Raw genomic sequence first — 25,154 nt, 5'->3', positions numbered from 1 at the left:
GTTGCCTTCGCGCCGGTCAATGCCCGCCCCGGCGGGCGCCGCCCGGAGACCGCTCCGGGGCGACGGCCATGCGGGGCCTGTCACGAATACATGCCGTGACAGTGCTTGTACTTCTTGCCGGAGCCGCAGGGGCAGGGCGCGTTGCGGGGAACCTTGCCCCAGCTCGAAGGATCGGCGGGATCGACCGCGGCGGTCCGGGCACCGCCCGGCTGTGCCTGCTGCCCGGCATCCGCGCCGGCGAGCGCGAGGGCGGCCTCCGCCATGTCGTCGCGGCCGGAGAACGGGTCGGTATGGTGGGCCTGCATCGGCGGCAGGTCCTCCTCGGCGAGTTGCGGCGGCTCCTCGGCGAGCTCCACGCGCATGAGCTGGGAGGTGACGACCTCGCGCAGGCGCGTCAGCATGCCCTCGAACAGGGTGAAGGCCTCGGTCTTGTACTCGTTGAGCGGGTCGCGCTGGGCATAGCCGCGCAGGCCCACCACCTGGCGCAGATGGTCGAGCATGACGAGGTGCTCGCGCCAGAGATGATCGATGGTCTGCAGGAGGATCGCCTTTTCCACCTGCTGCATGATCGGCGCGGTGAACCGCTCGCGCTTGGCGGCAAAAGCCTCGTTGGCCGCCGTCATGAGGCGCTCGCGGATCTCCTCGTCCGCGATACCCTCCTCCTTCGCCCAGTCCGTGATGGGCAGGTCGAGGTTGAAGACCTCGCGGACGCGCTCCTGAAGGCCTTCGGCATCCCACTGCTCCGCATAGGCGCGTTCTGGAATATGGGCGCGCACCAGCTCGTCGACCATGTTCTGGCGCATGTCGTCGACCGTCTCGGAAACCTCCTCGCCGCGCATGATCTCGATGCGCTGCTCGAAGATGACCTTGCGCTGGTCGTTCATCACGTCGTCGTATTTGAGCAGGTTCTTGCGGATGTCGAAGTTGCGCGCCTCGACCTTGGACTGCGCCTTCTCCAGCGCCTTGTTGATCCAGGGATGGACGATGGCCTCGCCCTCCTGGATGCCCAGCTTCTGGAGCATGGAATCCATGCGCTCCGACCCGAAGATGCGCATCAGGTCGTCCTCGAGCGACAGGAAGAACTTCGAGGTGCCCGGATCGCCCTGGCGGCCCGAGCGGCCGCGCAGCTGGTTGTCGATGCGCCGGCTTTCGTGGCGCTCGGTGCCGAGCACATAGAGACCGCCGGCGGCGAGCACCTCCTCGCGCTGGCGGGCGACCTCCTCGCGGATCTCGCCTGCCCGGCGCTCGCGCTCCGCCTCGTCCTCGATGCCCGAGGCCTCGTTCTCGATGCGCATGTCGGCATTGCCGCCGAGCTGGATGTCGGTGCCACGGCCGGCCATGTTGGTGGCGATGGTCACCGCGCCCGGCACGCCGGCCTGGGCGATGATCAGGGCCTCCTGCTCGTGATAGCGGGCATTGAGCACGTTGTGCGTGACGCCGTCCTTCTTGAGCATCTCCGCCAGAAGCTCCGACTTCTCGATCGACGTCGTGCCGACGAGCACCGGCTGCTTGCGCTCCTGACAGTCCTTGATGAGCTCGATGATCGCGCCGAATTTCTCGCGCGCGCTGCGATAGACCTCGTCGTCGTCGTCGCGCCGCCGGATCGGCAGGTTGGTGGGGATCTCCACGACATCGAGCTTGTAGATGTCCATGAACTCCTCCGCCTCCGTCACGGCGGTGCCGGTCATGCCGGCCAGCTTGTCGTAGAGGCGGAAATAGTTCTGGAAGGTGATCGAGGCCAGCGTCTGGTTCTCCGGCTGGATCTGGGCGCCCTCCTTGGCTTCCAGAGCCTGATGGAGGCCTTCCGAGAAGCGCCGCCCCGGCATCATGCGGCCGGTGAACTCGTCGATGATGATGACCTGGCCGTCCTTGACGATATAGTCGCGGTCGCGCTGGAACAGCTTGTGCGCGCGCAGCGCCTGGTTGACGTGATGGACGATGGAGACGTTCTCCACGTCGTAGAGCGACTCCCCCTGCAGGAGCTCCGCCTCGCGCAGCATCTGCTCGACATGCTCGTTGCCCTGCTCGGTCAGGGTTACCGAGCGCATCTTCTCGTCGACCTCGTAGTCCTCCTCCACCAGGGAGGGGACGAACTTGTCGATGGTGACATAGAGCTCCGACTTGTCCTCGACGGCGCCGGAGATGATGAGCGGCGTGCGCGCCTCGTCGATCAGGATGGAGTCGACCTCGTCCACGATGGCGAAGTAATGGCCGCGCTGGACCATCTCCTCCAGATGGAACTTCATGTTGTCGCGCAGATAGTCGAAGCCGAGCTCGTTATTGGTGCCGTAGGTCACGTCGCAGGCATACTGGGCGCGGCGTTCCGCGTCGTCGATGCCGTGCACGATGCAGCCGACGGTGAGGCCGAGGAAGCGGTAGACCTGGCCCATCCAGTCCGCGTCGCGCTTGGCGAGGTAATCGTTGACCGTGACCACATGGACGCCGCGGCCGGTGAGCGCATTGAGATACACCGCCAGCGTTGCGACCAGCGTCTTGCCCTCGCCGGTCTTCATTTCCGCGATGGAGCCTTCGTGGAGCACCAGACCGCCGAGAAGCTGCACGTCGAAATGCCGCTGGCCGAGCGTGCGCTTGGCGGCCTCTCGGACGGTGGCGAAGGCGGGCACGACGAGATCGTCGAGCTTGGTGCCGCCCTCGATCTGCTTGCGGAAGTCGTCGGTGCGGGCGCGCAGCTCGTCGTCGGTGAGGGCTGCGACTTCGGGCTCGAGCGCGTTGATTGCCTCCACCGTGGCCTTGTAGCCCTTGAGCCTGCGGTCGTTGGAGCTTCCGAACAGCTTGGCGGCCAGCGTCGAAAAAGAAACCATGGTCGATCGTATCCTTCGCCGTCGTCGTTCGGCCGGGCCGGCTAGCGGGCCTCGGGCAGGACGACTGTCAGTCCAACCGCTTTCTAATGGACAGGCCGCGGGCGCGCAAATCGCGAATGCCCGCCGGCTTGCCATCCGGTTTCGACTGCTTCTCAGTGTGGTACCGCATCCCGTTGAAACGTTTCAACGGGCAAATAGGTCCGATGGGGCACGGTTTCAATCGGACATGCGGGGGTGCGGTGCCCGCGGGAGCCCGCGGCTGCGGCCAATTCTCGGCTTGCAACCGCTGCGCATTGACTCCATTGTGCCCGCGGAACCGAACCGGGAAACGGCGGCCCGCTGCGGGGCCGGGACGCCGGGCATAGTGTGGCCGCATCCACTCTGCACTAAGGAGATGGCCGTCGCGCGGTCCGCGCACGGTGCGGCCCGGGAAGGCCTGTGAATTAAGGTGAGAAACGTCATGTCTTTGATCAAATCGTTTGGTGTGGCCTGCGCGTTCGCGATCGCGCTCGTCGCGGCCGCCTCCCCTGCCGGTGCGCAGGAAGAAGAGGAAGACCGGGTCGTGGCCACCGTCAACGGCTATGAGATCCGCGCCTCGGAAGTGAAGCTGGCGGCCGACGACATACTGCCGCAGCTCGGCGAGATCCCGCCCCGTCTGCGCTACCCCTTCGTGGTGGAATATCTGATCGAGCGCCATCTGCTCGCCCAGACCGCGGTCAAAGAAGGCGTGGAGAAGTCCGCCGAGTACAAGAGGCGGCTGGCCTTCTATCAGGCCAAGGCGCTGCGCGACGCCTTCTTCGAGGAGAAGATCGAGCCGACGGTCACCGAGGAGGAGATCCGGGAGATCTATGACGACGAAGCCGCCAAGGTGAACGAGATCGAACGGGTCCATGCCCGTCATATCCTCGTGGACAGCGAGGAGCAGGCCGCCGAGCTCAAGACCAGGATCGATGCGGGCGAGGATTTCGCCACGCTCGCCCAGGAGTTCAGCAAGGACGGCTCCGCCCAGTATGGCGGCGATCTCGGCTTCTTCGCGGCCGACGAGATGGTGAAACCATTCTCCGACGTCGCCTTCGCGCTCGAGCCGGGCCAGGTGTCCGATCCGGTGCAGACGCAGTTCGGCTGGCACCTCATCAAGGTGGAGGAGCGCAAGCAGGGCGGCGCAGAACCCTATGACAAGGTCAAGAACGGGCTCAAGATGATCGTGTTGCGCCGGAAGGTGCAGGACATGGTCAACGAGCTCAGGGTCGACGGCGAGGTCGAACTCGTCGACGAGGACCTGAAGAAGCTGCAGGATCAGGTGGATCAGCTGCGCCAGCAGCGCATGCAGCAGCAACAGCAGCAGAACGGCAACTGACCTTTCGGACGCATGCGGATGCGGGCTCCACGCCCCGCATCCGCCTGTTTCGCAGACCCCGAAAACCGATTGGAGAAAGGGAGAGGGGATGACCGAGCGTTCTCCGCTCGCGCCTGCAGCGCTGCCCGAGCTGCCCGCCATGGACGGTGTGCGGCTTGCCGCCATCGAGGCCGGCATCCGATATAGCGGTCGCACCGATCTCATGCTCGCGCTCGTCGACGACGGCGCGGTCGCCGCCGGCGTGTTCACCCGCTCCAGGACGGCCTCCGCGCCCGTCGAATGGTGCCGCAAGGCGCTGGGCTCCGGCACGGCGCCGCGCGCCATTCTCGTCAATTCGGGCAATGCCAACGCCTTTACCGGCCGGCGCGGCGCGGAATCGACCGCGCAGAGCGCCGAGGCCGTCGCCCGGCGCGCGGGCTGCCCGGGCGAGGCGGTCTACCTCGCCTCCACCGGCGTGATCGGCGAGCCCCTGCCGAGCGAGCCCATCGTGACCGCGCTCGACGGCCTGTTCGCCGCGACCCGGCCCGATGGCTGGCAGGAGGCGGCGGAAGCGATCATGACGACCGACACCTTTCCGAAGCTTGCCACCGCCACGGCGGAGCTCGGGGGGCGGACCGTCACGCTCAACGGTATCGCCAAGGGCTCGGGCATGATCGCGCCCGACATGGCGACCATGCTGGCCTTCCTGTTCACCGACGCCGCCTTGCCGCAGCCGCTGCTCCAGGAGATGCTCGCCGACAGCGTGGACAGGAGCTTCAACTGCATCACCGTCGACGGCGATACCTCGACCAGCGACACCGTTCTCCTGTTCGCGACGGGCAAGGCCGGCAATTCGGCGCCCGGGGCCGCCGGCGCGGACGCGCCCGAGCTTGCCGATTTCCGGCGCGCGCTCGACGAGGTGACCCGCGCGCTCGCACTCCTCGTCGTGCGCGACGGCGAGGGGGCGGAGAAATTCGTGACCGTGACCGTCTCGGGCGCGGAGAGCGACGCGGCGGCGCGCAGGATAGGCCTTGCCATCGGCAATTCGCCGCTGGTGAAGACCGCGATCGCCGGCGAGGACGCCAACTGGGGGCGGATCGTCATGGCGGTCGGCAAGGCCGGCGAGGCGGCGGACCGCGATGCGCTCTCCATCGCCATCGGCGGCGTTCGCGTCGCCCGCGACGGCGAGCGCGATCCCGACTATCGCGAGGAGGATGTCGCGCCGCACATGAAGGGCCGCGAGATCGACATCGCGGTCGATGTCGGCGTCGGCAACGGCACGGCGACGATCTGGACCTGCGACCTCACGCACCGCTATATCGACATCAATGCAGACTATCGAAGCTGAGCGCATGCGCATCGTCCTGGTGGCGGCCTGCGCGCTCGTCGATGTCGACGGGCGGGTGCTGATCGCCAAACGTCCCGAGGGAAAGCCCATGGCCGGCCTGTGGGAGTTCCCCGGCGGCAAGGTGGAGCCCGACGAGCGGCCGGAAGACGCGCTGATCCGGGAGCTGAAGGAAGAGCTCGCCATCGACGTGACGGCGTCCTGCCTCGCGCCGCTTACCTTCGCGAGCCACGCCTATGAGGACTTCCACTTGCTCATGCCGCTCTATGTCTGCCGGCGCTGGAGCGGCGAGGTTGCCGCGTGCGAGGGCCAGGCGCTCAGTTGGGTCCGGCCCGTGCGCCTGCGCGACTTCCCCATGCCGCCGGCCGACCTGCCGCTTATCCCCCATTTGATCGACATGCTCTGAGAAGGCTGCCGCACGACGGCCGGGGGCTTCGAGATTGAGGCGGCACCGGCCCGCTCCCCCACCCGGCCGCCCATGAGATGATATTTCCCTGGGTGGCCGGGTGGGGGAGCGGGCCAGTGCAGTTCCGACCAAAGCCTCCCGAGGCGTGGGCCGGTGCGCGTCTGTCTCAGTCCCTCAGCGGATCGCGGGGCAGGCGGTCGCGGCCGTCCGCGAGCCCCAGATCGCGGCTCATATGCTCGTTGAGCATGTCGCGATGAAGCGCTGCGGTACGCCGGCGGGGCGGACGGACAAGGCGCAGGAGCCAGTTCGCGGCCTTCCGGACGGGCCGTGAAGGGGCAGATACGGCGCGCCGGGCGGAGGAAACGGTAGCCATGGCAGCGGGTCCCTTTCAGGCGGTGGTGACATGCTGGCGATATAGGACCCTCGCCATCGCGCTTTCCAACGGAACCTCCGCAGGTTACCATAAGCCCTCTTTATGGGTCTTGTGATGTCGCTGCCGCCGCTTCCCGCCATACGCTGCTTCGAGGCCGCCGCCCGCCATCTGAGCTTCACACGCGCGGCGGAGGAGCTCGGCATGACGCAGGCCGCAGTCAGCTACCAGATCAGGGTTCTGGAGGAGAGGCTGGGACCGCTGTTCCTGCGCAGGGCGCGCGGCGTGGAGCTGACGCAGGCGGGCCGGCAGCTCGCGCCCGCCATATCGGAGGCCTTCGCGACGCTGCGCGCGGCGTTCGAGGATCTGAACCAGTCGGTCGAGGGTGTGCTCAATATCAGCGCAGTCAATACGCTGGGATCGAACTGGCTCGTGCCGCGGATCGGCGCGTTCCAGCTCGCCCATCCGGGCATCGCCGTCAGGCTGGAGGTAACCGGCCGCTTGACCGATTTCGCCCGCGAGGAGATCGATGTGGGCATCCGCGTCGGTGCCGGCGAATGGCCGGGGCTCGTCTCCCACTGGCTGATGAACATGCGCTACACGCCCATGCTGAGCCCGCGCCTTCTGGACAGGGCGGGCAGGCTCGAGGCGCCGGCCGACCTCCTGTCGCTGCCACTCATCGAGGCGAGCGACCCCTGGTGGCTCGACTGGTTCACGGCCGCGGGCGTTCCCGACCCCGATCTCGACGGGCGCGGGGACATCCGGCTCGGCACGCAGCATCTGGCCGCCAATGCGGCCCTCGGTGGACAGGGCGTGGCGATCCTGTCGCCGGAGTTCTATTCCGAAGAGATCGCGGAGGGACGCCTCGTCCAGCCTTTCCCGCTGATCATGACGTCGAGTGCGAGCTACTGGCTCGTCTATCCCCATGCAAGGCGCCAGTCGCCCAAGATCCGGGCCTTCCGGGACTGGCTCCTGGAGGTGGTCGCGCGCGATGTGGGCCCGGAGCGTATTGCCGGAACGGGCAGTCCGCCGTGTTGATGAGCGTGCCGGCCTAGCCGCTCCCGCGGCCCCTCGTGCCTGGAACCGTGTGCTCGGTGGCGTTGAGGGCATCGGCGAGGCGGGCGGCCGCGCTGCCGGGGCGCAGGGGCTTCTGCTGGCTCTCATGGGGCGCCCAGCCGATCAGATAGACGATCTGGAAGGTCGCGCGGATACGGCCGTCGGGGTCGGAGAACAGCTCCTGATAGATCTCCATGGCGCGCATGAGCACCGCGCGCGGCAGGAGCTTGCGGCTGCGCGCGGCGAGCGCGTTGGTCGCGGCCATCGCCTGGAGCTCGCGCATCAGGGCGAGCGGATCGGAATAGCGCACCGTCAGCCGGTCGGTGTCGACGACCGGAAGGGCGAAGCCCGCGCGCTGGAGCAGCGATCCCGTCTCGCGCAACTCCACGAAGGGCGAGACGCGTGGCGATACGCCGCCGGCGACCTCGCTTTCGGCGGCGAGCATCGCCTGGCGCAGCTCCGTCAGCGTGTCCTCGCCGAGCATGGCGCCGAGGAACAGGCCGTCGGGGCGCAGGGCCCGGCGCATCTGGGCGAGCGCGCCCGGCAGGTCGTTCACCCAGTGGAGCGACTGTATGCTCAGAAGGGCGTCGAGCGAGGCGTCGGCGAAGGGCAGGACCTCGTCGTCATGGACGAGGGCGGGGCCGGAACCGTGCCGGGCGACGGTCTCCGACCGGTCGCCATGGACCATGGCGGCGATCTTGCCGGTTGCCATCAGCTTGGCGGCGAGCGAGGGATCGCCCGCGCCGAGGCAGGCGGCAACGGGGAAGTCGCGGTTGATCGTGGCGAGCCGGTCGGCCAGTTCCTCCGCGATGCGCGCGAGCATGAAATCCTCAAGCCGGCCCGCGCGCGCGGCCCGTTCGCGGCGCTGGCGCAGGACCCGGCGATCGAAGACGAGGGCGGGGTGCCCCTCGCCGGGGCCCGTGTTGTGTGCGTGGTCGCTCATGCGCGCAATATGGGCCGGCGGCCGGCGCGCGCCAAGCGCCTCGTCGCAGCCCGTTCCAAGATCGCCGTTGCGGGCCCGCGCGCGCTGGCTCATGATCCCTCCCATGGGGGTGTCGTTCCAGTCTGCATGGTCGCAGGTCGCCGCGCGTGCCGCCGCGCTCAACGGGCGCATGCTCGACGCGGTGATGCCGCGGCACTGCCCGCTATGCGCGCAGCCGGTCTGGCAGGCGGACGGCCTGTGCGCGGCCTGTTGGGGGGAGCTCAGGCACATCGATACCCCGGTCTGCGACCGGCTCGGCCTGCCGTTTGCCTACGATCCGGGCGAGGGCATCTATTCCGCCGCCGCGCTCGCCCGCCCGCCGGTCTTCGCCCGGGCCCGTGCCGCGGTGGCCTTCGACGACGTGTCGCGCCGCCTCGTCCATGCGCTGAAATATCACGACCGCCACGAGGTCGCCCGGCTCATGGCCCGCCTCATGGCGCGGGCCGGGCGCGAGCTCGTGGCCGAGGCGGATGTGATCGCGCCTGTGCCGCTTCACCGCATGCGCCTGTGGCAGCGGCGCTATAATCAGTCGGCCCTGCTCGCCCGCGAGATCGCGCGGGGGACGGGCCTCACCTTCAGGCCGGGGCTGCTCCGGCGCGTGAAGGCGACGCGGGCCCAGGTCGGGCTCGACCACCGCAAGCGCCGGCAGAATGTGCGCTCCGCCTTCGCCGTGCCCGACGAGATGGTGCCGGCGGTCGCCGGCGCGCGCGTCCTGGTCGTCGACGACGTGCTCACCACCGGTGCGACGGCGGATTCCTGCGCGACGGCCTGTCTGAAGGCCGGGGCGGCGGCGGTCGACATCGTGGCGTTCGCGCTTGTGCTCGATCCGGTCCGGCTCCATATATGACGCCGCGACAATGGCTTGATGTCCAGCGGTTCAAGAGGGCGGCGCATGAGCGAGATGGCAAAGACGACGATCTACACGACACGGTTCTGCCCCTATTGCCTCGCCGCCAAGGCGCTGCTGCGCAAGAAGGGTGTCGACTTCGAGGAGATCGATGTCTCCGGCGACCCGGAGGGGCGTGCGCGGATGACGCAGAAGGCGGGCGGGCGCCATACCGTTCCGCAGATCTTCATCGCCGGGACCCATGTCGGCGGCTTCGACGATTTGAGTGCAATGGACCGGGCCGGTAAGCTCGACCGTCTGCTGACATCGGAGGCCGGAGCCACGCCATGACCGAGACCGCCCGTTTCACCGTCGCCTGCGCCCAGATGCGTTCGGGCCAGGACCCCGCCGCCAATATCGCCGCAGCCGACGTGCTCATCCGCGAGGCGGCCGGGCGGGGCGCCGATATCGTCATGACGCCGGAGATGACCTCGCTCATGGTGACCGGCCGGCGGGCCTTGTTCGAGGCGATCCACCCGCAGGGCGAGGATCCGGCGCTTGCCGCCTTCAAGGCGCTTGCCGACGAGCTCTCCGTCTGGCTTCTCGCCGGATCCCTGGCGGTCCGGGTGAGCGAGACGCAGGCCGCCAACCGGTCCGTCCTCATCTCGCCGGAAGGCCGGGTCGTTGCGACCTACGACAAGATTCACATGTTCGATGTCGATCTCGACAATGGCGAGAGCTACCGGGAATCGCGCACCTATCTCGCCGGCGACCGCGGCGTTCTGGCGGCGCTGCCCTGGGGGCGGCTCGGCATGACCGTCTGCTACGATGTCCGCTTCCCCCATCTCTATCGGGCGCTCGCCCAGGCCGGCGCCGATTTCCTGAGCGTTCCCGCCGCCTTCACGCGTCAGACGGGCGAGGCGCACTGGCATGTGCTGCTGCGCGCCCGCGCCATTGAGACCGGCGCCTTCGTCTTCGCCCCCGCCCAGGGCGGCGTGCACGACAATGGCCGGGCGACCTACGGCCACAGCCTCGTCGTCTCGCCCTGGGGCGAGATCCTGGCGGAGGCCGATGGCGAGGAGCCGGGCGTCATCCTCGCCGAGATCGATACCGCCGAGATCGCCAGGGCACGCCAGCGCGTTCCCTCGCTCTCCCATGGCCGGCGCTTCTCCATCGACACGCCGTCCCATCTCGAGGTCGTGTCATGATCCGCTACGATCTCGTCTGCGCGGAAGGCCACGAGTTCGACGGCTGGTTCCGCGACAGCGCGAGTTTCGACGAACAGCGCGCCGGGGAGGCCGTGGTCTGCCCGGTTTGCGGCACGGCGCGGGTCGACAAGGCGCTGATGGCGCCGGGCATCGCCAAGGGCGGCGGCGAGCCGGTGCCGGCGGAATCCGGGCCGGGGGCGGGCCAGCCGAAATATGTCGCCGGCGCGACGCCCGATGCCGCCAGGCTGCTCGAGCTCGCGCGCGAGTTGCGCCGTCAGGTGGAGACCGGTGCGGAGAATGTCGGAGACCGTTTCGCCGACGAGGCACGCCGCATACACTACGAGGAGGCGGAGGCGCGCAGCATCTACGGCGAGGCCACGCCGGAGGACGCCCGTGCCCTCCACGAGGAGGGCATCGAGGTCTTTCCCCTCCCGGTCCTGCCCGAGGACAAGAACTGACCGGCCCGGCGTCCCGACCCCTCAGGCGTCCGGTTTCGCGGCGAGCATCATGTAGTTGACGTCGGTGTCGCTGGAGCGGACCCATTCGTCGGCGAGCGGGCGGTAGACGACGCCGGTGAGGTCGCGCTGGACGAGCCCCGCCTCCGACAGCATCGCGCCGAGCTCGGCGGGGGTAATGAACTTCTCCCACTGATGGGTGCCGCGCGGCAGCCAGCCGAGCACGTATTCCGCCCCCACAATGGCGAGGCCGAAGGATTTGAGCGTCCGGTTGAGCGTCGCCATGAGCATCACCCCGCCGGGCCGGACCATCTCCGCGCAGCGCGCGATGAAGAGCGGCGGATTGGAGACGTGCTCCACCACCTCCATGTTCAGGACCGCGTCGAACCGCTCGCCCGCATCGGCGAGCTCCTCGGCCGTGGCGACCCGGTAGTCCACGGCGAGCGCCTGCTCGCTGGCATGGACCATGGCGGTCTTCACATTGCGGTCGGCGGGGTCGGCGCCCACGACATCGGCGCCGAGCCGGGCGAGCGGCTCCGACAGCAGGCCGCCGCCGCAGCCGATATCGAGGATGCGCAGGCCCTCGAGCGGCCTCAGCGCCATGGGGTCGCGGCCGAAATGGGCGGTGAGGTGTTCGCGGATATAGGCGAGCCGCACCGGATTGAACTTGTGCAGGACGGCGAACTTGCCCTTCGGATCCCACCATTGGGCGGCGAGCTCGGAGAACTTGTCGACTTCCTTGGGATCGACCGTTGTCGCTTGGGTCATGGGCGGCGCCTTCTTCGGTGTGCGGGTCACTTTCCTGCCACGCAATATTGCATATGCTCAGTGCGGCGAGTATGACTAACGCGCCGACGGACGGGGGTTTTCAAACAGCATAGGGCGTTGGTGGCGTCGGGCGAAACCCGCGAAGCACCCCCTTGCGGGCAAAGGATGTGTCATGGGCCGGCTAGTCATGAAATTCGGGGGCACGTCCGTTGGGGATATCGAGCGTATCCGCAACGTGGCGCGGCATGTCGCCCGCGAAGTCGCCAACGGGAATCAGGTCGCGGTTGTGGTCTCCGCCATGGCGGGGCAGACGGACCGGCTGGTCGGCTGGACGCGCGAGGCCTCCGCGCTGCACGATGCGCGCGAATACGACGCGGTGGTGGCCTCCGGCGAGCAGGTCTCCGCCGGGCTCCTCGCCATCGTCCTTCAGGACATGGGTATCCCCGCGCGCTCCTGGCAGGGCTGGCAGGTGCCGATCCGCACCGACGGCATGCACGGCGCCGCCCGGATCACCGATATCGACGGCAGCGAGCTGCGCAGCCGGATGGAGCAGGGCCAGGTCGCGGTGGTGACGGGCTTTCAGGGCATAGGCCCGGACAACCGGATCACGACGCTGGGCCGCGGCGGCTCGGATACGAGCGCGGTCGCCATCGCCGCGGCGGTCGACGCGCGCTGCGACATCTACACCGATGTGGACGGCGTCTATACCTGCGATCCGCGCATCGTTGCGAAGGCCCGCAAGATCGCTAGAATCAGCTACGAAGAGATGCTTGAGCTCGCGTCGCTCGGGGCGAAGGTCCTGCAGACACGGTCGGTGGAGCTGGCCATGGTGCACCGGGTTCCGCTTCAGGTCAGGTCGAGTTTCGAGGCGCCGGATTCGCCCAACCAGAACACGCAGGACGGATCCGGGCCGGGCACGTTCGTGTGCGACGAGGAAGAGATCGTGGAACAGCAAGTCGTCAGCGGTATCGCCTATTCCAAGGACGAAGCCAAGGTCATGCTGGTCGGCGTGCCCGACCGGCCGGGCGTGTCGGCGGGCATTTTCGGGCCGCTCGCGGAACAGGGCATCGACGTCGACATGATCGTGCAGAACGTGTCTGAGGACGGCGAGCACGCCGACGTCACCTTCACCGTCGCCGAGCGCGAGCTCGACCGCGCCCTGCAGGTGATCGGGGGCCTGAAGGACAAGATCGGCTTCAGCCGCTTGATCAGCGCCCGCGATGTCGCCAAAGTATCCGTGATCGGCATCGGCATGCGCAGCCATGCCGGCGTCGCGGCACGCATGTTCTCCGCGCTGGCGGAGAAGGGAATCAACATCCAGGCGATCACCACCTCGGAGATCAAGATTTCCGTGCTGATCGACGCGGCCTATACCGAGCTTGCCGTGCGCACCCTGCACACGGCCTACGAGCTCGACGCGCAGGACACCGTCTGAAGCGGCTGGGACAAGGCATGAGGGACCACTTCCGACAGACGCGATGGCGCATGCCCGACCCGCACGCGCGCCCAAGCAGGAGGGACACGCCCTGATGCCGGTTCCCGCTGTTGGCCCGCGTGTCCTGCTCCGGCGGCTGCGCGAGGTAATGGCGGAGCCAGAAGCCGCGCAGAAGCGCCTGGACAAGATCGCCTCGCTGATCGCCTCCAACATGGTCGCGGAGGTGTGCTCGATCTATGTCATGCGCCCGGGCAGCCTGCTGGAGCTCTACGCCACGGAGGGTCTCAACCCGACCGCCGTCCATCAGAGCCAGCTTCTGGTGGGCGAGGGCCTCGTCGGCGTGATCGCCGCGGAGGCGGAGCCCCTCAACCTGTCCGACGCGCAGACCCATCCCGCCTTCAAATACCTCCCCGAGACGGGCGAGGAGGTCTACCGCTCCTTCCTCGGCGTGCCGATCCTGCGCGCCGGCCTGACGCTCGGCGTGCTCGTCGTCCAGAACCAGACGCCGCGCCAGTACAGCGAGGAAGAGGTCGAGGCGCTGCAGATCACCGCCATGGTGCTCGCCGAGATCATCGCGTCGGGCGAGCTTGAGGAGGTGGCGGCGGCCGTCGAGGTCGACGTCGCCCATCTGCGCTCCCACCATCTCAAGGGCCAGATCCTCGCGGAGGGCGTGGCGCTCGGCCATGCCGTGCTTCACGAGCCGCGCGTGGTGATCACCAACCTGATCGCGGAGGACATCCCGGCGGAGGTGGAGCGGCTCGACCGGGCGATCCAGCAATTGCGGCGCGCGGTCGACAGCATGCTGTCGCGCCTCGACACGCCGCGCGGCGGCGAGCATCGCGAGATCCTGGAGGCCTATCGCATGTTCGCCCACGACCGCGGCTGGGTGAACCGCATGCACGAGGTGGTCCGCACAGGGCTCACCGCGGAGGCCGCCGTGGAGCGCGTGCAGAGCGACAACCGCGCGCGCATGCTGAGGCAGAAGGACCCCTATCTGCGCGACCGGCTGCACGATCTCGACGATCTGGCCAACAGGCTCCTCAGGATCCTCACGGGCCAGACGGGGACGGCGGCGGCGGGCGAGCTGCCCAGGGACGCCGTCCTGGTGGCGCGCACCATGGGGCCTGCGGAGCTCCTCGACTACGACCGCCGCAAGCTGCGCGGCGTGGTGCTGGAGGAGGCGGGCGAGACCAGCCACGTCGCCATCGTGGCGCGCGCCCTCGGCGTGCCGCTCGTGGGGCAGACGGCAGGGCTCCTCGACCTCGTGGATACGGGCGATCCGATCATCATCGACGGGGCCAGCGGCGAGGTGCATGTGCGCCCCTCGCAGGATATCGAGCAGGCCTATGCGGAGAAGGTCCGCTTCTATGCCAAGCGCCAGGAGCAGTATGCCCGGCTGCGCGACCGGCCTGCCGTAACGGTCGACGGCGAGCGCATCAAGCTGTCGATCAATGCCGGCCTGCTCGTCGACCTGCCGCATCTGGAGGATGCCGGCGCCGACGGCATCGGGCTCTTCCGCACCGAGCTGCAGTTCATGATCGCCTCCGCCTTTCCGCGCATGGGCGAGCAGGTCGAGCATTACAGCGCCGTCCTCGACGCCGCGAACGGCCGTCCGGTCGTGTTCCGCTCCCTCGATATCGGGGCCGACAAGGTGCTGCCCTATCTCCGCCAGGCCAAGGAGGAGAACCCGGCGCTCGGCTGGCGGGCCATCCGCATGGCGCTCGACCGGCCGGCGCTCATGAAGCTGCAGTTGCGCGCCCTGCTCAAGGCGGCCGGCGGGCGCGACCTCTGGGTGATGTTCCCGATGGTCGCGGAGGTCGACGAGTTCCGCCGCGCGCGCGAGCTGATCGAGGAGGAGCGCCTGTTCCTGGAGCGGCGCGGCCACAGGCTGCCGTCTTCCATCCGTGCCGGTGCGATGCTGGAGGTGCCGTCGCTGCTGTGGCAGCTCGACCAGCTCCTGCCGCTGGTCGACTTCGTGTCCATCGGGTCCAACGACCTGGTGCAGTTCCTGTTTGCCAGCGACCGCGACCACCCGAGGCTCGCGGGACGCTACGACCCGCTGAGCCCGACCGTGCTGCGTGCCATCCGGCATGTCGTCGATATGGGCCGCCGGCACGACGTGCCGGTCAATCTGTGCGGCGAGATGGCGGGCCGTCCCCTGGAGGCGATGGCCCTCATCGGCCTCGGCCTGAGGTCGATCTCCATGACGCCGGCCGCCATCGGGCCCATCAAGGCGATGATCATGAAGCTCCATGCCGGCGAGGTCGCCGGCGCCCTGGCACCGCTGCTGGAGACAGCCGAGCACAGCATCCGCCCCCAGCTCATGGCCTTCGCGCGCGAGCACGACGTTCCCGTCTGACCGCCCGGGCCCGTTTATCTCTTGCTTACCTTTCTCCGGCACTGTGTTGGCAGAGACTGACGGGAAAACGGCCGGAACGACCCTCCAGGGGCTCCCGCGCCGTCCCGGAACGGACACGCGAACCAAGCGGGATCGGGAAGAGCCATGGATCCGATCAATCGACCCCATGAGACCGGCCAGGCCACCGCCTCGGCCGCCGCCATCGAAGAGAACAATCCCGCCGCGGAGGTGGGCTGGTTCCTGCGCCGCGAGCGCGAGCGCCACGGCTGCCCCATCGAGGAGGCGGCTCACGCCACGCGGATCAACCGGCGCTATCTCACGGCCATCGAGGAGGGCGACCTGTCGAGCCTTCCCGAGCTCGACGATGCGCTGCGCTATGTGTGCACCTATGCGGAATTCCTCGGCTTCGAGCCGGCCCCGCTCGCACAGCACTATGTGGAGATCCTCAAGAGCGCGCGCGATGAGGATGTGCCGGCCGTGGACGAGCCGGGCACGCCGCGCCGGGCGGCCAAGGTCATCCCCTTCCCGGCCGCGCGCAGCACGACCGGGCTGCTGGTCGGCGCGTTCCTCGCCATGAGCGCCTTCGGCGGCGCGGCCTGGATCGTCGTGCCGGGCCTGAGCGGGCCGGCCGCCGAGCATCCGCAGGTCCAGGCCAACGGCACGGATGCCGGCTACATGCTGCCCAATTCCGACCCGATCGTCACCGCGAGCACGGGGTCCGGCGGCAAGGCGCAGGATTCCCTCACGCCCAGCGACCGCGAGACCGGCCAGGCCCTCGAAGCCGAGACGGCGCCGGAGGATATTAGCGGGCTCACCGAGTTCATCCAGCAGAACGTGTCGAGCAGCGACGTGCCGGTCGATGCCGCCGCCGTTCGCGGGGGCGACGACAACCGCGTCTACGGCGCCGACAACGCTCAGTCGCGTCTCGTGCTGCGTGCCAAATCGCCGGTCTGGATCCGCATCGAGGACCGCAGCGGCAACGTCGTCATGACCAAGACGCTGATGCAGGGCGATTCCTACCGCGTTCCCGACCGCGACGATCTCGTCGTGATCGCCCGCGACGGGGGCGCGCTGAGCTATGTGGTCGACGGCGAGGAGCGCGGCACGCTGGGCGCGCCGGGCGAGATCTTGGTCGGCCGCTCGCTCGATATCGACGGCCTGACGAAGACCAGCGGATAAGACTGCCGGATCCCGGTTCGCTCCGGCCCGTGCCCTGCCGCAAGGCCGCCTGGAGGCAATCGTGCCCGGGCTGGCCCGGGCGGGGGCGGGCCGGTGCCATTTCCGGACCCCGCCGAGGGGCCGGCCTCCCCTTGCCGCCGCTGGCACCCCATATGAGACCCGATATGGGGTAATGGCGTTTCCCTGCGCCTGAAAAATGCTTTAGACCAAGCCGCAGTCGGGTGGACGGGCCCGGTTGCAGGGCGCCCGGAGCGTCCTGTCGCCCGCGCCCGGCCGCAAATGGATCGCACGATGCTGAACAACGACACTCTCGACCGGCTGATGAGCCGCTTCCAGGAGATCGAGGCCCGTCTGTCCTCCGGTCCCGAGGCGGCGGAATATGTGAAGCTGTCGAAGGAATATGCCGAGCTCGAGCCGCTGGCGCAGGCCTATACGGCGCTGAAGGAGGCCGAACAGGAGCGCGCCGACCTGCGCGACATGGCGGCCGACGACAGCGGGGAGGACGAGCTCGTCGCGATGGCGCGCCAGGAGCTGGAGGCGCTCGACGACCGTATCGACGGGCTGGAGCGCGAGCTGAAGGTGCTGCTTCTGCCGAAGGACGATGCCGACGACAAGAACATCATCCTCGAGGTGCGCGCCGGCACGGGCGGCGACGAGGCCGCGCTGTTCGCGGGCGATCTCTTCCGCATGTATCAGCGCTATGCCGATATCCGGGGCTGGACGGTCGAGATCCTGTCGGCGAGCGAGGCCGATCTCGGCGGCTACAAGGAAATCACCGCGGCGATCTCGGGGCGCGGTGTGTTCGCGCGGCTGAAATACGAATCGGGCGTCCATCGCGTGCAGCGCGTGCCGGCCACGGAATCTCAGGGCCGCATCCACACATCGGCCGCGACGGTCGCGGTGCTGCCGGAGCCGGAGGATGTCGATGTCGATATCGACGAGAAGGATCTGAGGATCGACGTCTTCCGCGCGAGCGGGCCGGGCGGGCAGTCGGTCAACACCACCGACAGCGCGGTGCGGATCACGCATATTCCCACCGGCATCGTGGTGAGCCAGCAGGACGAGAAGTCCCAGCACAAGAACAGGGCCAAGGCCATGAAGGTGCTGCGCGCGCGCCTCTATGAGCGCGAGCGCGAGCGCCAGGACGCCGAACGCTCCGCCGCACGGCGCGGCCAGGTGGGCTCCGGCGACCGGTCGGAGCGCATCCGCACCTACAACTTCCCGCAAGGCCGCGTCACCGACCACCGCATCAACCTGACGCTCTACAAGCTGCAGCAGGTGATCGCCGGCGAGGCGCTCGACGAGATCATCGAGGCGCTGATCACCGAGCATCAGGCGGAACTGCTCGCCGAACAGGGCTTGTGATCGGGCTCTCGAGTCCCGATATTCCCGAGTATGACAGAATGGAACGGGACCCTTCCCGCATGGACGGGATCGTGCGCGGCGGCGCGGCGCTGACCGGAGTACTGGATTTGCGCGCCGCCCAGCGCCATGCGCGCGACCGCCTCAGGGCGGGCGGCGTCGGTTCGGCCGATCTCGATGCGCGCCTCCTGGTGGCGGCGGCCATCGAGGAAGACTGGACGGTCCTTGTGAGCCATCCCGAACGGCCCGTGAGCGCGCGCGAACGCACGCTGATCGATGCGCTGATCGCCCGCCGGCTCTCCGGCGAACCGGTCTCGCGCATTCTGGGCGAACGGGAATTCTGGGGGCTCGATTTCGAGATCGGGCCCGCGACGCTCGACCCGCGGCCGGATACCGAGACGCTGATCGAGCGCTGTCTGGAGATCGCGCAAGCGCAGGACTGGCAGGCGGGCGCGCCGGCCGTCCTGGATCTCGGCACGGGAAGCGGCTGCATCCTCGTCGCCTTGCTGAGCGAATGGCCCGGCGCGACGGGTATCGGCCTCGACCGGTCGTACGAGGCACTGAGGGTGGCGCGCGCCAATGCCGGACGGCATGGTCTTGAGGGACGCAGCGCGTTCCTGTGCGGCGACTGGGACGAGGCGCTCGGCGGAACCTTCGACATAATTGTGTCGAATCCGCCCTACATACCGAGCGCCGATATTCGCGGGCTGGCCCGCGAGGTGGCCGATCACGATCCGCGCGGCGCGCTCGACGGCGGCGCGGATGGCCTCGACGCCTATCGCCGGATCGTTCCGGCGGCCGCGAAAAGGCTCCGGCCCGGCGGATGGCTCGCCGTGGAGGTGGGCGCGGGCCAGGCGGATGCGGTGGCGGAACTGTTCGCCGCGAACGGCTTGCGGCCCGGTGCCGGTCTCGACGCGATTGCGCGCGATCTGGCACAGCGCGGGCGTGTGGTAAGCATGCAACGTCCACCATTGTCATGAGTGAATGAGAAAAAAGAGGTTGGAAACGGCTCGACGAGCGGCTAACTTGCGACGAGTTGGAGCGGGCGGTGAAAATCATCCAACGATTTTCAGGCGCCAGCACGGCCAGGGGGCGCCATCCACGGCGTCCTCAAGCATTGCCGGCAATCGCGCTGGGCAGAGCTGTTCTGGTTGCTTGCAACTGATCTCTGGCGACGACCTGTAGCACCAGTTACCCAACGGCCATTGGTGGCGGTCTGCCATTGTGCGAGCAGACCTCGGGGGAGAGCCCGATAGGGCTTTTAAGGCGTGATCGAGTGCTGCCGTAGTCTTGTACGGACTGTTGGAATGCGCTGTTTCGGCGGCGTAGCGGATGGCTCAGTCCGCAATGGCGGCGACTGTCCGGCCGTGCAGGCCGGATGGGGACGCGCCACGAGCCCAGGGAGGCTCCCCGGCCCGCAGAGGCCGTGACATGCAATCACCAGAGTGGATTTCGGAAACGATCGTGATGAGTGTTTCAAAGCCATGAGACAAGGCCAGCATAACAAGCGCTCGCGCAACAGGGGCGGCGGGCGGCGGCAGCCGAATCCGTCCAACCGGGTGTTCGAATCGAACGGACCGGATGTGAAGATTCGCGGAACGGCGTCCCATATCGCCGAGAAATACGCGAGCCTGGGCCGGGATGCGCAGGCGGCGGGCGACTATATCGCCGCGGAGAATTTCTTCCAGCATGCCGAGCACTACTCGCGCATCGTCTCGGCCGCGCAGGCCTATATGCAGCAACAGCAGGCCGGCAACGGCAATGCTCCGCGCCGCGCCAATGGCGACGGCACGGGCATGGAGGACGAGGGCGAGACGACAGCCGCCAACGGCGACAACGACCAGCCCCGCGAGCAGCGGCCGCAGTCCGACGGCGATGGCCGCACCGGACGCACCGGCCGCGACGAGGCGGGCAGGGAGACCGACGCGCAGGGCGGCGGCGAGGCGGAACAGCCCCGCGAGGCCGCGAAGGCGGACGGTCAGGACGACGAGCCCGCACAGGACAAGCCGGCCCCGCGCCGCCGCACCGCCCAGCGCAAGACCGCGCGGCCCGCGACGACCCGCCGCCGGAAGCGCAGCGACAACGAGGGGGGAGACGGCGCGGCCGAGCTTCCCCTGACCGCCCAGTCGACCGAGACCTCGGGCGAGGACGCGGAGAAATCCTCCAAGGACGACAGCAAGGGCGACAGCAAGGAGGACACGGTCCCGGCCGCCGGCTGAAGACCGGTCCCGCCGTCGAACCCGTCGATCCGTCATGGCCGGGGTCTTCTCCGGCCATGATTGTTTTCGGGCCCTGCAGCCCGACCCTGGCGCCCTCAGTCCGCAGTGCCGGCGGTCATCGCCTCGCCCACGGCGACGGTGCCGTCCGCCGTCACCTCCGCATAGATCCCCACGGTCTGATGCCCGAATCCCCTCTGGAGGATCTGCGGGATCTTCAGGTCGCGCGCGGCGGTCTGCGGATCGACCTCCGTCGCCGCGCAGCGCTTGATCGGTTCGAGCACCTCGAGCATGGGGGCTCCGGCGATCTCGACGGTTCTCCCGACCCATCCCAGTTCAGCCCACGGCTCCAGGCCGTCGATATAGAGATTGCCGCGGAAGCGCAGCGGGTCGACGGGCTGGCCGGCGACACGCTCGATGTCGCGAACGGTCGCGAGATTGATGATCGAGACGACCTGACGGCTGACGTCGGAGAAGCTGTGGCCGGGGCAGGCGACGATGCGCGGGGGCCCACGCAGCTCGTCCTTCAGGAAACTTGCGAGAAATTGCTCGACGAGCTGGCGGCCGACAGGCGTGTCGAGCGCGCCGCTTGCGACCTGCCGGCCGTCGCGTTCGATGACCAGCCGGCGGCTCTCGTCGTCGAGCCGGGTCGTCAGCAGCGCGAGCCGTTCGTGGCGCATGAGCTGCAGGAACTTCACCTTGGGAAAGTGCCGCGGCGCGCGGGGATCGAAATCGCGCGTTCCGTTCTCCACCGCATAGGCCCGGTCGAGCGGCAGGCAACGGCCGGCCCGGAGCGCCACGCGCTCCATCGGCTCGGGCGTGAACCCCTTGACCGGATAGCGGCAGATGGCGGTGATATGTGCTGTGTCCGTCGTCATGCGGCCCCTTCCCGATATCCTCGTCAGGCGATCTTGTGTGCCCCACGCGAGGGACTATATCAACTCTAGGGCGACCTGCTCTCACGGGGAATGCCGCTTGAGTGATCCGGAAAACGAGTTGCGATCTCGGACGCGAGGGTTCCCGTGTGGGGGTGTGCAGGGTCTTGCCGTATGATGGCGAACAGGCGCCGATACTGGCCGTGCCTCCGGTGAGGGCGGCCTCGATGGCGCGCTGAAGGAGGTCTGAGTTATGGATTTCGAGAAGTTTACCGAGCGCGCGCGGGGGTTCCTGCAATCGGCGCAAGGCCTTGCGGTCCGCGAGGGGCATCAGCGCTTCACGCCCGAACATGTCCTGAAAGTGCTGCTGGACGACGAGGAAGGGCTCGCATCCGGCCTTCTGGCCCGGACCGGCGGCGATGTGGCGCTCGCGCGCCAGCGCGTCGAGCAGGCGCTCGCCAAGCAGCCCAAGGTCGAGGGCGCCGGCGCCGGCCAGCTCTATCTCGCGCCGGAAACCGCCCGGGTGTTCGACAATGCCGGAAAGCTCGCGGAGAAGGCGGGCGATTCCTACGTCACCGTGGAGCGGCTGCTCCAAGCGCTCGCCATGGAGAAGGGCACCGAATCGGCCAAGCTCCTGGCCGATGCCGGCGTGACGGCGGTCGCCCTCAACCAGGCGATCAACGATCTCAGAAAGGGCCGCACGGCCGACACCGCCTCGGCGGAGGGCAGTTACGAGGCGCTGAAGAAATACACCATCGATTTCACGGAATCCGCCCGCGAGGGCAAGCTCGATCCGGTGATCGGGCGCGACGAGGAGATCCGCCGCACGGTCCAGGTGCTCTCCAGGCGCACCAAGAACAATCCGGTCCTGATCGGCGAGCCGGGCGTCGGCAAGACGGCGATCGTGGAGGGCCTCGCCCAGCGTATCGTCAATGGCGACGTGCCCGAATCGCTGCGCGACAAGAAGCTTCTGGCCCTCGATATGGGCGCGCTGATCGCGGGCGCGAAATATCGCGGCGAGTTCGAGGAGCGGCTCAAATCCGTGCTCCAGGAGATCTCCGCGGCGGAAGGCGGCATCATCCTGTTCATCGATGAGATGCACACGCTCGTCGGGGCCGGGCGGGCGGACGGCGCGATGGACGCCTCCAACCTCCTCAAGCCGGCACTGGCGCGCGGCGAGCTGCATTGCGTCGGCGCGACGACGCTCGACGAGTACCGCCAGCATGTGGAGAAGGACGCCGCGCTCGCCCGCCGGTTCCAGCCGGTCTTCGTCGACGAGCCGACGGTGGAGGACACGGTCTCGATCCTGCGCGGCCTGAAGGAGAAGTACGAGCTGCATCACGGCGTGCGGATCTCCGATTCCGCGCTGGTCTCGGCCGCGACCCTGTCGGACCGCTATATCAGCGACCGGTTCCTGCCGGACAAGGCGATCGATCTCATGGACGAGGCGGCCTCGCGCCTGCGCATGCAGGTCGATTCCAAGCCCGAGGCGCTCGACGAGCTCGACCGCCGGATCATCCAGCTCAAGATCGAGCGCGAGGCGCTGAAGAAGGAGCCGGACGACGCCTCCCGGGACAGGCTGGAGAAGCTGGAGAAGGAGCTCGCCGAGCTCGAGCAGTCGTCGGCGGAGCTCACCCAGCGCTGGCAGGGCGAGAAGGAGAAGCTCGCCTCCACGCGCAAGGTGAAGGAGGATCTCGACCAGGCGCGGCTCGAGCTGGAGCAGGCCCAGCGCCGCGGCGACCTCGCCAAGGCGGGCGAGCTGGCCTATGGCGTGATCCCCGATCTGGAGCGCAAGCTCGCCGAGACCGAGGAGGCCCAGAAGTCGGGCGCCATGGTCGAGGAGGCGGTGACGGAGAATCACATCGCCCAGGTGGTGTCGCGCTGGACGGGCGTTCCCGTCGACAAGATGCTCGAGGGCGAGCGCGAGAAACTCCTGCGCATGGAGGAGGCTCTGGAGAAGCGCGTTGTCGGCCAGGATCTGGCCGTCGAGGCTGTCTCCACGGCGGTGCGCCGGGCGCGCGCCGGCCTGAAGGACCCCTCGCGGCCCATCGGCTCCTTCCTGTTCCTCGGCCCCACCGGCGTCGGCAAGACGGAGCTCACCAAGGCGCTCGCCTCGTTCCTGTTCGACGACGAGCAGGCCATCGTGCGCATCGACATGTCGGAATATATGGAGAAGCATTCCGTCTCCCGGCTGATCGGCGCGCCTCCGGGCTATGTCGGCTATGAGGAGGGCGGCGCGCTGACCGAGGCGGTGCGGCGCCGGCCCTATCAGGTCGTGCTGTTCGACGAGATCGAGAAGGCGCATGGGGATGTCTTCAACATCCTGCTCCAGGTGCTCGACGAGGGGCGGCTGACGGACGGCCACGGTCGTACGGTCGACTTCCGCAACACGCTGCTCATCATGACGTCCAATCTCGGCGCGGAGATCCTCATCAACCAGCCGCCCGAGGCCGATGTCAGCGCGGTGCGCGACCAGGTCATGGAGGTCGTGCGGGCCCATTTCCGGCCCGAATTCCTGAACCGGCTCGACGAGATCCTGCTGTTCGACCGGCTGAAGCCCGAGCAGATCCGGAAGATCGTCGACATCCAGATCGACCGGCTGGAGCGTCTCCTGGCCGACCGCAAGATCGCGGTGGAGCTCGACGAGGCCGCGCGCGACTGGCTGTCGAAGCGCGGTTACGATCCGGCTTACGGCGCACGGCCGCTGAAGAGGGTCATCCAGAAGAGCCTGCAGGATCCGCTGGCCGAGATGATCCTCGCCGGCGACATCAAGGACGGCGATTCGGTGAAGGTCTCCGCCGACGATTCGGGCCTCGTGATCAACGGCACGCCCGCCGTCGGCAAGGCGGCCTGACCGGGCCGAGCTTCAGACATCGGGGGCGTTGGCCCCCCACGCGGCAAGAGCCCCGGATGGCGATCCATCCGGGGCTTTTCCGTTCGCGGACCCATCCGTGGATCCATCCCATGTGAGCGCGCGTGCCGCATGGGAAGGGCACCGTCAGGTCCGGGGAGGCGTTTGCGATGGGGCCGGGTCGCTCCGCGACGACCCCATGTCCTGACAGCGCCTTGGGCTGATTGGGCTGAAAGCGAGGCCTGCCGTCCGGGGCCGTTGCCGGCGCGGATGGCCTACTGGCTTGAGAGGTCCGATTCGGCCGCGGAGGGGGCCTGCGCGACCTGGGTCGCGACCGGGGCGGCCTGCATCATGGCGTCGATCCGGGCCTTGTGCGCCTTGAACTTCGCCAGCATCTCGCCCTTGAGCTTGCGGCCGTCGGCGAGCTGGATCTTGAGCGGGTTCACGCGCTTGTCGTCGACCAGCACTTCGTAATGCAGGTGGGGGCCCGTGGAGCGTCCCGTGGTGCCCACATATCCGATGACCTGCCCCTGGCGGACCTTGGTGCCCGGCGTGATGCCGCGCGCGACCCGCTGCATATGGGCATAGGCCGTCTTGTAGCTGTTGGGGTGGCGGATGCGGACATAGTTGCCATAGGAGCCGACGCGCCCGGCGATCTCGATCACGCCATCGCCGGCGGCCTTGATCGGCGTGCCGCGCGCGGCGGCGAAGTCCACGCCCGCATGCATCTTGTTGTAGCCGAGAATCGGGTGCTTGCGCAGGCCGAATCCGGAGGTGATCCGCGCGCCGGAGATCGGTGTGCGCATCAGCGCCTTGCGCACGCTCTTGCCGTTCTCGTCGTAATAGTCGGTCGTGCCGTCGTCGGGGGTGGTGAAGCGGTAATAGCCGTGCAGCTTGTCGTTGAGCGACAGGGCGCTGTAGAGCAGGACCTTGCGCTTGGACTTGCCGTCCAGCGGCTCGCCGAAGAACAGGTCGAAGCTGTCGCCTTCCTTGATCTCGCGCTGGAAGTCGACCTCGAAGGAATGGACCCGCATGACCTCCGCGATCACCGGTTCGGGAACCCCCTCGTTCTTCGCCGTGGAGTAGAGCGAGGAGGCGATCCGCGCCTTCACGCGCTGATAGGGCAGGCTCGCCAGCCGCGCGCGGGCATCGCCGTCGGTCTCGATCCGGGCGACATAGCGACCGCGATGGTCGGCCTCCACCACGATCTCCTCGCCGTCGGCGGGCGCAAAGCTCAGCCGTGTCGGGTAGGGCACGAACTGGCCGTAGAAGTCGGGGCGGTGATCGATGGTGACGGAAAAGT

21 protein-coding genes (1 of these 21 cut by a window edge) are annotated in these 25,154 nt (G+C 68.3%); 15 read left to right on the top strand and 6 right to left on the bottom strand.

The genetic code is table 11. The features are described from left to right. Nucleotides 1-80 precede the first annotated feature (80 nt). A complete protein-coding gene (gene secA / locus HW532_RS10410; RefSeq protein WP_213164297.1) occupies nucleotides 81-2,822 on the bottom strand; it encodes a preprotein translocase subunit SecA in 2,742 nt (913 codons plus the stop codon). Nucleotides 2,823-3,282: 460 nt separating this feature from the next. On the opposite strand from secA, the gene HW532_RS10405 reads away from it, so the two are divergent. From HW532_RS10405 to HW532_RS10395, 3 genes are all read left to right on the top strand, one after another. Beyond that, nucleotides 3,283-4,179 carry a peptidylprolyl isomerase gene (locus tag HW532_RS10405; protein WP_213164296.1) on the top strand — a complete coding sequence of 299 codons (897 nt, stop codon included), beginning with the start codon at nucleotides 3,283-3,285 and terminating at the stop codon, nucleotides 4,177-4,179. 88 nt (nucleotides 4,180-4,267) lie between these two features. After that, complete coding sequence (gene argJ / locus HW532_RS10400) at nucleotides 4,268-5,506, top strand: bifunctional glutamate N-acetyltransferase/amino-acid acetyltransferase ArgJ (protein WP_213164295.1); 1,239 nt, start codon at nucleotides 4,268-4,270, stop codon at nucleotides 5,504-5,506. A 4-nt stretch (nucleotides 5,507-5,510) separates the two neighbouring features. Further along, nucleotides 5,511-5,909 carry a (deoxy)nucleoside triphosphate pyrophosphohydrolase gene (locus tag HW532_RS10395; RefSeq protein ID WP_213164521.1) on the top strand — a complete coding sequence of 133 codons (399 nt, stop codon included), beginning with the start codon at nucleotides 5,511-5,513 and terminating at the stop codon, nucleotides 5,907-5,909. Nucleotides 5,910-6,075: 166 nt separating this feature from the next. Here HW532_RS10395 and HW532_RS10390 read toward each other — a convergent pair whose 3' ends face one another. Next, nucleotides 6,076-6,282, bottom strand: a complete 207-nt coding sequence (locus tag HW532_RS10390) for a hypothetical protein (protein WP_213164294.1) — start codon at nucleotides 6,280-6,282, stop codon at nucleotides 6,076-6,078. A 114-nt stretch (nucleotides 6,283-6,396) separates the two neighbouring features. On the opposite strand from HW532_RS10390, the gene gcvA reads away from it, so the two are divergent. Further along, a complete protein-coding gene (gcvA, locus tag HW532_RS10385; protein WP_246479862.1) occupies nucleotides 6,397-7,317 on the top strand; it encodes a transcriptional regulator GcvA in 921 nt (306 codons plus the stop codon). 13 nt (nucleotides 7,318-7,330) lie between these two features. On the opposite strand, the gene HW532_RS10380 is transcribed toward gcvA, so the two are convergent. After that, nucleotides 7,331-8,278 (bottom strand): methyltransferase domain-containing protein, encoded by a 948-nt coding sequence (locus HW532_RS10380; RefSeq protein WP_213164292.1) that lies wholly within the window; start codon nucleotides 8,276-8,278, stop codon nucleotides 7,331-7,333. A gap of 103 nt (nucleotides 8,279-8,381) precedes the next feature. Between HW532_RS10380 and HW532_RS10375 the strand changes: the two genes are divergently transcribed. From HW532_RS10375 to HW532_RS10360, 4 genes are read left to right on the top strand one after another with little or no spacing between them, the layout of a single operon-like run. Continuing rightward, nucleotides 8,382-9,164: a ComF family protein gene (locus tag HW532_RS10375; protein WP_246479860.1), complete on the top strand. Its 783-nt coding sequence runs from the start codon at nucleotides 8,382-8,384 to the stop codon at nucleotides 9,162-9,164. Between the two features lie 54 nt (nucleotides 9,165-9,218). Beyond that, the gene (gene grxC / locus HW532_RS10370; protein WP_213164520.1) at nucleotides 9,219-9,494 is read left to right on the top strand and encodes a glutaredoxin 3; all 276 of its coding nucleotides are present in this window, start codon (nucleotides 9,219-9,221) and stop codon (nucleotides 9,492-9,494) included. After that, nucleotides 9,491-10,351 carry a carbon-nitrogen hydrolase family protein gene (locus HW532_RS10365; protein ID WP_213164290.1) on the top strand — a complete coding sequence of 287 codons (861 nt, stop codon included), beginning with the start codon at nucleotides 9,491-9,493 and terminating at the stop codon, nucleotides 10,349-10,351. Before grxC ends, HW532_RS10365 begins: the two co-directional genes overlap by 4 nt. After that, nucleotides 10,348-10,809: a DUF1178 family protein gene (locus tag HW532_RS10360; RefSeq protein ID WP_213164289.1), complete on the top strand. Its 462-nt coding sequence runs from the start codon at nucleotides 10,348-10,350 to the stop codon at nucleotides 10,807-10,809. Before HW532_RS10365 ends, HW532_RS10360 begins: the two co-directional genes overlap by 4 nt. A gap of 21 nt (nucleotides 10,810-10,830) precedes the next feature. On the opposite strand, the gene ubiG is transcribed toward HW532_RS10360, so the two are convergent. After that, on the bottom strand, nucleotides 10,831-11,574 hold the full coding sequence (gene ubiG, locus HW532_RS10355) for a bifunctional 2-polyprenyl-6-hydroxyphenol methylase/3-demethylubiquinol 3-O-methyltransferase UbiG (RefSeq protein WP_213164288.1): 744 nt from the start codon (nucleotides 11,572-11,574) through the stop codon (nucleotides 10,831-10,833). Nucleotides 11,575-11,746: 172 nt separating this feature from the next. On the opposite strand from ubiG, the gene HW532_RS10350 reads away from it, so the two are divergent. The 6 genes from HW532_RS10350 to HW532_RS10325 all read left to right on the top strand — a co-directional run bounded on the left by HW532_RS10350 (nucleotide 11,747) and on the right by HW532_RS10325 (nucleotide 20,128). Then, nucleotides 11,747-13,009: an aspartate kinase gene (locus tag HW532_RS10350; protein ID WP_213164287.1), complete on the top strand. Its 1,263-nt coding sequence runs from the start codon at nucleotides 11,747-11,749 to the stop codon at nucleotides 13,007-13,009. Between the two features lie 94 nt (nucleotides 13,010-13,103). Then, complete coding sequence (ptsP, locus tag HW532_RS10345) at nucleotides 13,104-15,368, top strand: phosphoenolpyruvate--protein phosphotransferase (protein ID WP_213164286.1); 2,265 nt, start codon at nucleotides 13,104-13,106, stop codon at nucleotides 15,366-15,368. A 144-nt stretch (nucleotides 15,369-15,512) separates the two neighbouring features. Beyond that, nucleotides 15,513-16,547, top strand: coding sequence for a helix-turn-helix domain-containing protein (locus HW532_RS10340; RefSeq protein WP_213164285.1), 1,035 nt, complete (start codon nucleotides 15,513-15,515; stop codon nucleotides 16,545-16,547). A gap of 291 nt (nucleotides 16,548-16,838) precedes the next feature. Then, nucleotides 16,839-17,912 carry a peptide chain release factor 1 gene (gene prfA / locus HW532_RS10335; protein ID WP_213164284.1) on the top strand — a complete coding sequence of 358 codons (1,074 nt, stop codon included), beginning with the start codon at nucleotides 16,839-16,841 and terminating at the stop codon, nucleotides 17,910-17,912. Nucleotides 17,913-17,971: 59 nt separating this feature from the next. Then, nucleotides 17,972-18,889, top strand: coding sequence for a peptide chain release factor N(5)-glutamine methyltransferase (gene prmC / locus HW532_RS10330; RefSeq protein ID WP_213164283.1), 918 nt, complete (start codon nucleotides 17,972-17,974; stop codon nucleotides 18,887-18,889). 504 nt (nucleotides 18,890-19,393) lie between these two features. After that, entirely contained in the window at nucleotides 19,394-20,128 is a 735-nt protein-coding gene (locus HW532_RS10325) for a DUF4167 domain-containing protein (protein ID WP_213164282.1), read from the top strand. A 95-nt stretch (nucleotides 20,129-20,223) separates the two neighbouring features. On the opposite strand, the gene HW532_RS10320 is transcribed toward HW532_RS10325, so the two are convergent. After that, on the bottom strand, nucleotides 20,224-21,003 hold the full coding sequence (locus HW532_RS10320) for an MOSC domain-containing protein (RefSeq protein ID WP_213164281.1): 780 nt from the start codon (nucleotides 21,001-21,003) through the stop codon (nucleotides 20,224-20,226). A 250-nt stretch (nucleotides 21,004-21,253) separates the two neighbouring features. On the opposite strand from HW532_RS10320, the gene clpB reads away from it, so the two are divergent. Further along, nucleotides 21,254-23,854, top strand: coding sequence for an ATP-dependent chaperone ClpB (gene clpB, locus HW532_RS10315; protein WP_213164280.1), 2,601 nt, complete (start codon nucleotides 21,254-21,256; stop codon nucleotides 23,852-23,854). Nucleotides 23,855-24,126: 272 nt separating this feature from the next. Here the strand turns inward: clpB and HW532_RS10310 are convergent, their stop codons facing one another. Further along, nucleotides 24,127-25,154 carry the 3' portion of a M23 family metallopeptidase gene (locus HW532_RS10310; protein WP_213164279.1) on the bottom strand. The gene runs 718 nt beyond the window's last position, so only the last 1,028 of its 1,746 coding nucleotides appear in the window; the start codon falls outside the window, past its right edge; the stop codon is at nucleotides 24,127-24,129.

Source organism: Kaustia mangrovi, assembly GCF_015482775.1.
Classification (GTDB): Bacteria; Pseudomonadota; Alphaproteobacteria; order Rhizobiales; family Im1; genus Kaustia; species Kaustia mangrovi.
This window is presented reverse-complemented; position numbering and strand designations above follow the sequence as displayed.

Excerpts from the sequence above, each read along its gene's own strand:
- HW532_RS10320 (WP_213164281.1), bottom strand. The coding sequence starts at position 21,003 with ATGACGACGGACACAGCACATATCACCGCCATCTGCCGCTATCCGGTC.
- argJ (WP_213164295.1), top strand. The coding sequence starts at position 4,268 with ATGACCGAGCGTTCTCCGCTCGCGCCTGCAGCGCTGCCCGAGCTGCCC.
- secA (WP_213164297.1), bottom strand. The coding sequence starts at position 2,822 with ATGGTTTCTTTTTCGACGCTGGCCGCCAAGCTGTTCGGAAGCTCCAAC.
- prmC (WP_213164283.1), top strand. The coding sequence starts at position 17,972 with ATGGACGGGATCGTGCGCGGCGGCGCGGCGCTGACCGGAGTACTGGAT.
- prfA (WP_213164284.1), top strand. The coding sequence starts at position 16,839 with ATGCTGAACAACGACACTCTCGACCGGCTGATGAGCCGCTTCCAGGAG.
- HW532_RS10405 (WP_213164296.1), top strand. The coding sequence starts at position 3,283 with ATGTCTTTGATCAAATCGTTTGGTGTGGCCTGCGCGTTCGCGATCGCG.
- HW532_RS10340 (WP_213164285.1), top strand. The coding sequence starts at position 15,513 with ATGGATCCGATCAATCGACCCCATGAGACCGGCCAGGCCACCGCCTCG.
- HW532_RS10375 (WP_246479860.1), top strand. The coding sequence starts at position 8,382 with ATGGGGGTGTCGTTCCAGTCTGCATGGTCGCAGGTCGCCGCGCGTGCC.
- HW532_RS10350 (WP_213164287.1), top strand. The coding sequence starts at position 11,747 with ATGGGCCGGCTAGTCATGAAATTCGGGGGCACGTCCGTTGGGGATATC.
- ubiG (WP_213164288.1), bottom strand. The coding sequence starts at position 11,574 with ATGACCCAAGCGACAACGGTCGATCCCAAGGAAGTCGACAAGTTCTCC.
- HW532_RS10325 (WP_213164282.1), top strand. The coding sequence starts at position 19,394 with ATGAGACAAGGCCAGCATAACAAGCGCTCGCGCAACAGGGGCGGCGGG.
- HW532_RS10365 (WP_213164290.1), top strand. The coding sequence starts at position 9,491 with ATGACCGAGACCGCCCGTTTCACCGTCGCCTGCGCCCAGATGCGTTCG.
- clpB (WP_213164280.1), top strand. The coding sequence starts at position 21,254 with ATGGATTTCGAGAAGTTTACCGAGCGCGCGCGGGGGTTCCTGCAATCG.
- HW532_RS10390 (WP_213164294.1), bottom strand. The coding sequence starts at position 6,282 with ATGGCTACCGTTTCCTCCGCCCGGCGCGCCGTATCTGCCCCTTCACGG.
- gcvA (WP_246479862.1), top strand. The coding sequence starts at position 6,397 with ATGTCGCTGCCGCCGCTTCCCGCCATACGCTGCTTCGAGGCCGCCGCC.
- HW532_RS10395 (WP_213164521.1), top strand. The coding sequence starts at position 5,511 with ATGCGCATCGTCCTGGTGGCGGCCTGCGCGCTCGTCGATGTCGACGGG.
- grxC (WP_213164520.1), top strand. The coding sequence starts at position 9,219 with ATGGCAAAGACGACGATCTACACGACACGGTTCTGCCCCTATTGCCTC.
- HW532_RS10360 (WP_213164289.1), top strand. The coding sequence starts at position 10,348 with ATGATCCGCTACGATCTCGTCTGCGCGGAAGGCCACGAGTTCGACGGC.
- ptsP (WP_213164286.1), top strand. The coding sequence starts at position 13,104 with ATGCCGGTTCCCGCTGTTGGCCCGCGTGTCCTGCTCCGGCGGCTGCGC.
- HW532_RS10380 (WP_213164292.1), bottom strand. The coding sequence starts at position 8,278 with ATGAGCGACCACGCACACAACACGGGCCCCGGCGAGGGGCACCCCGCC.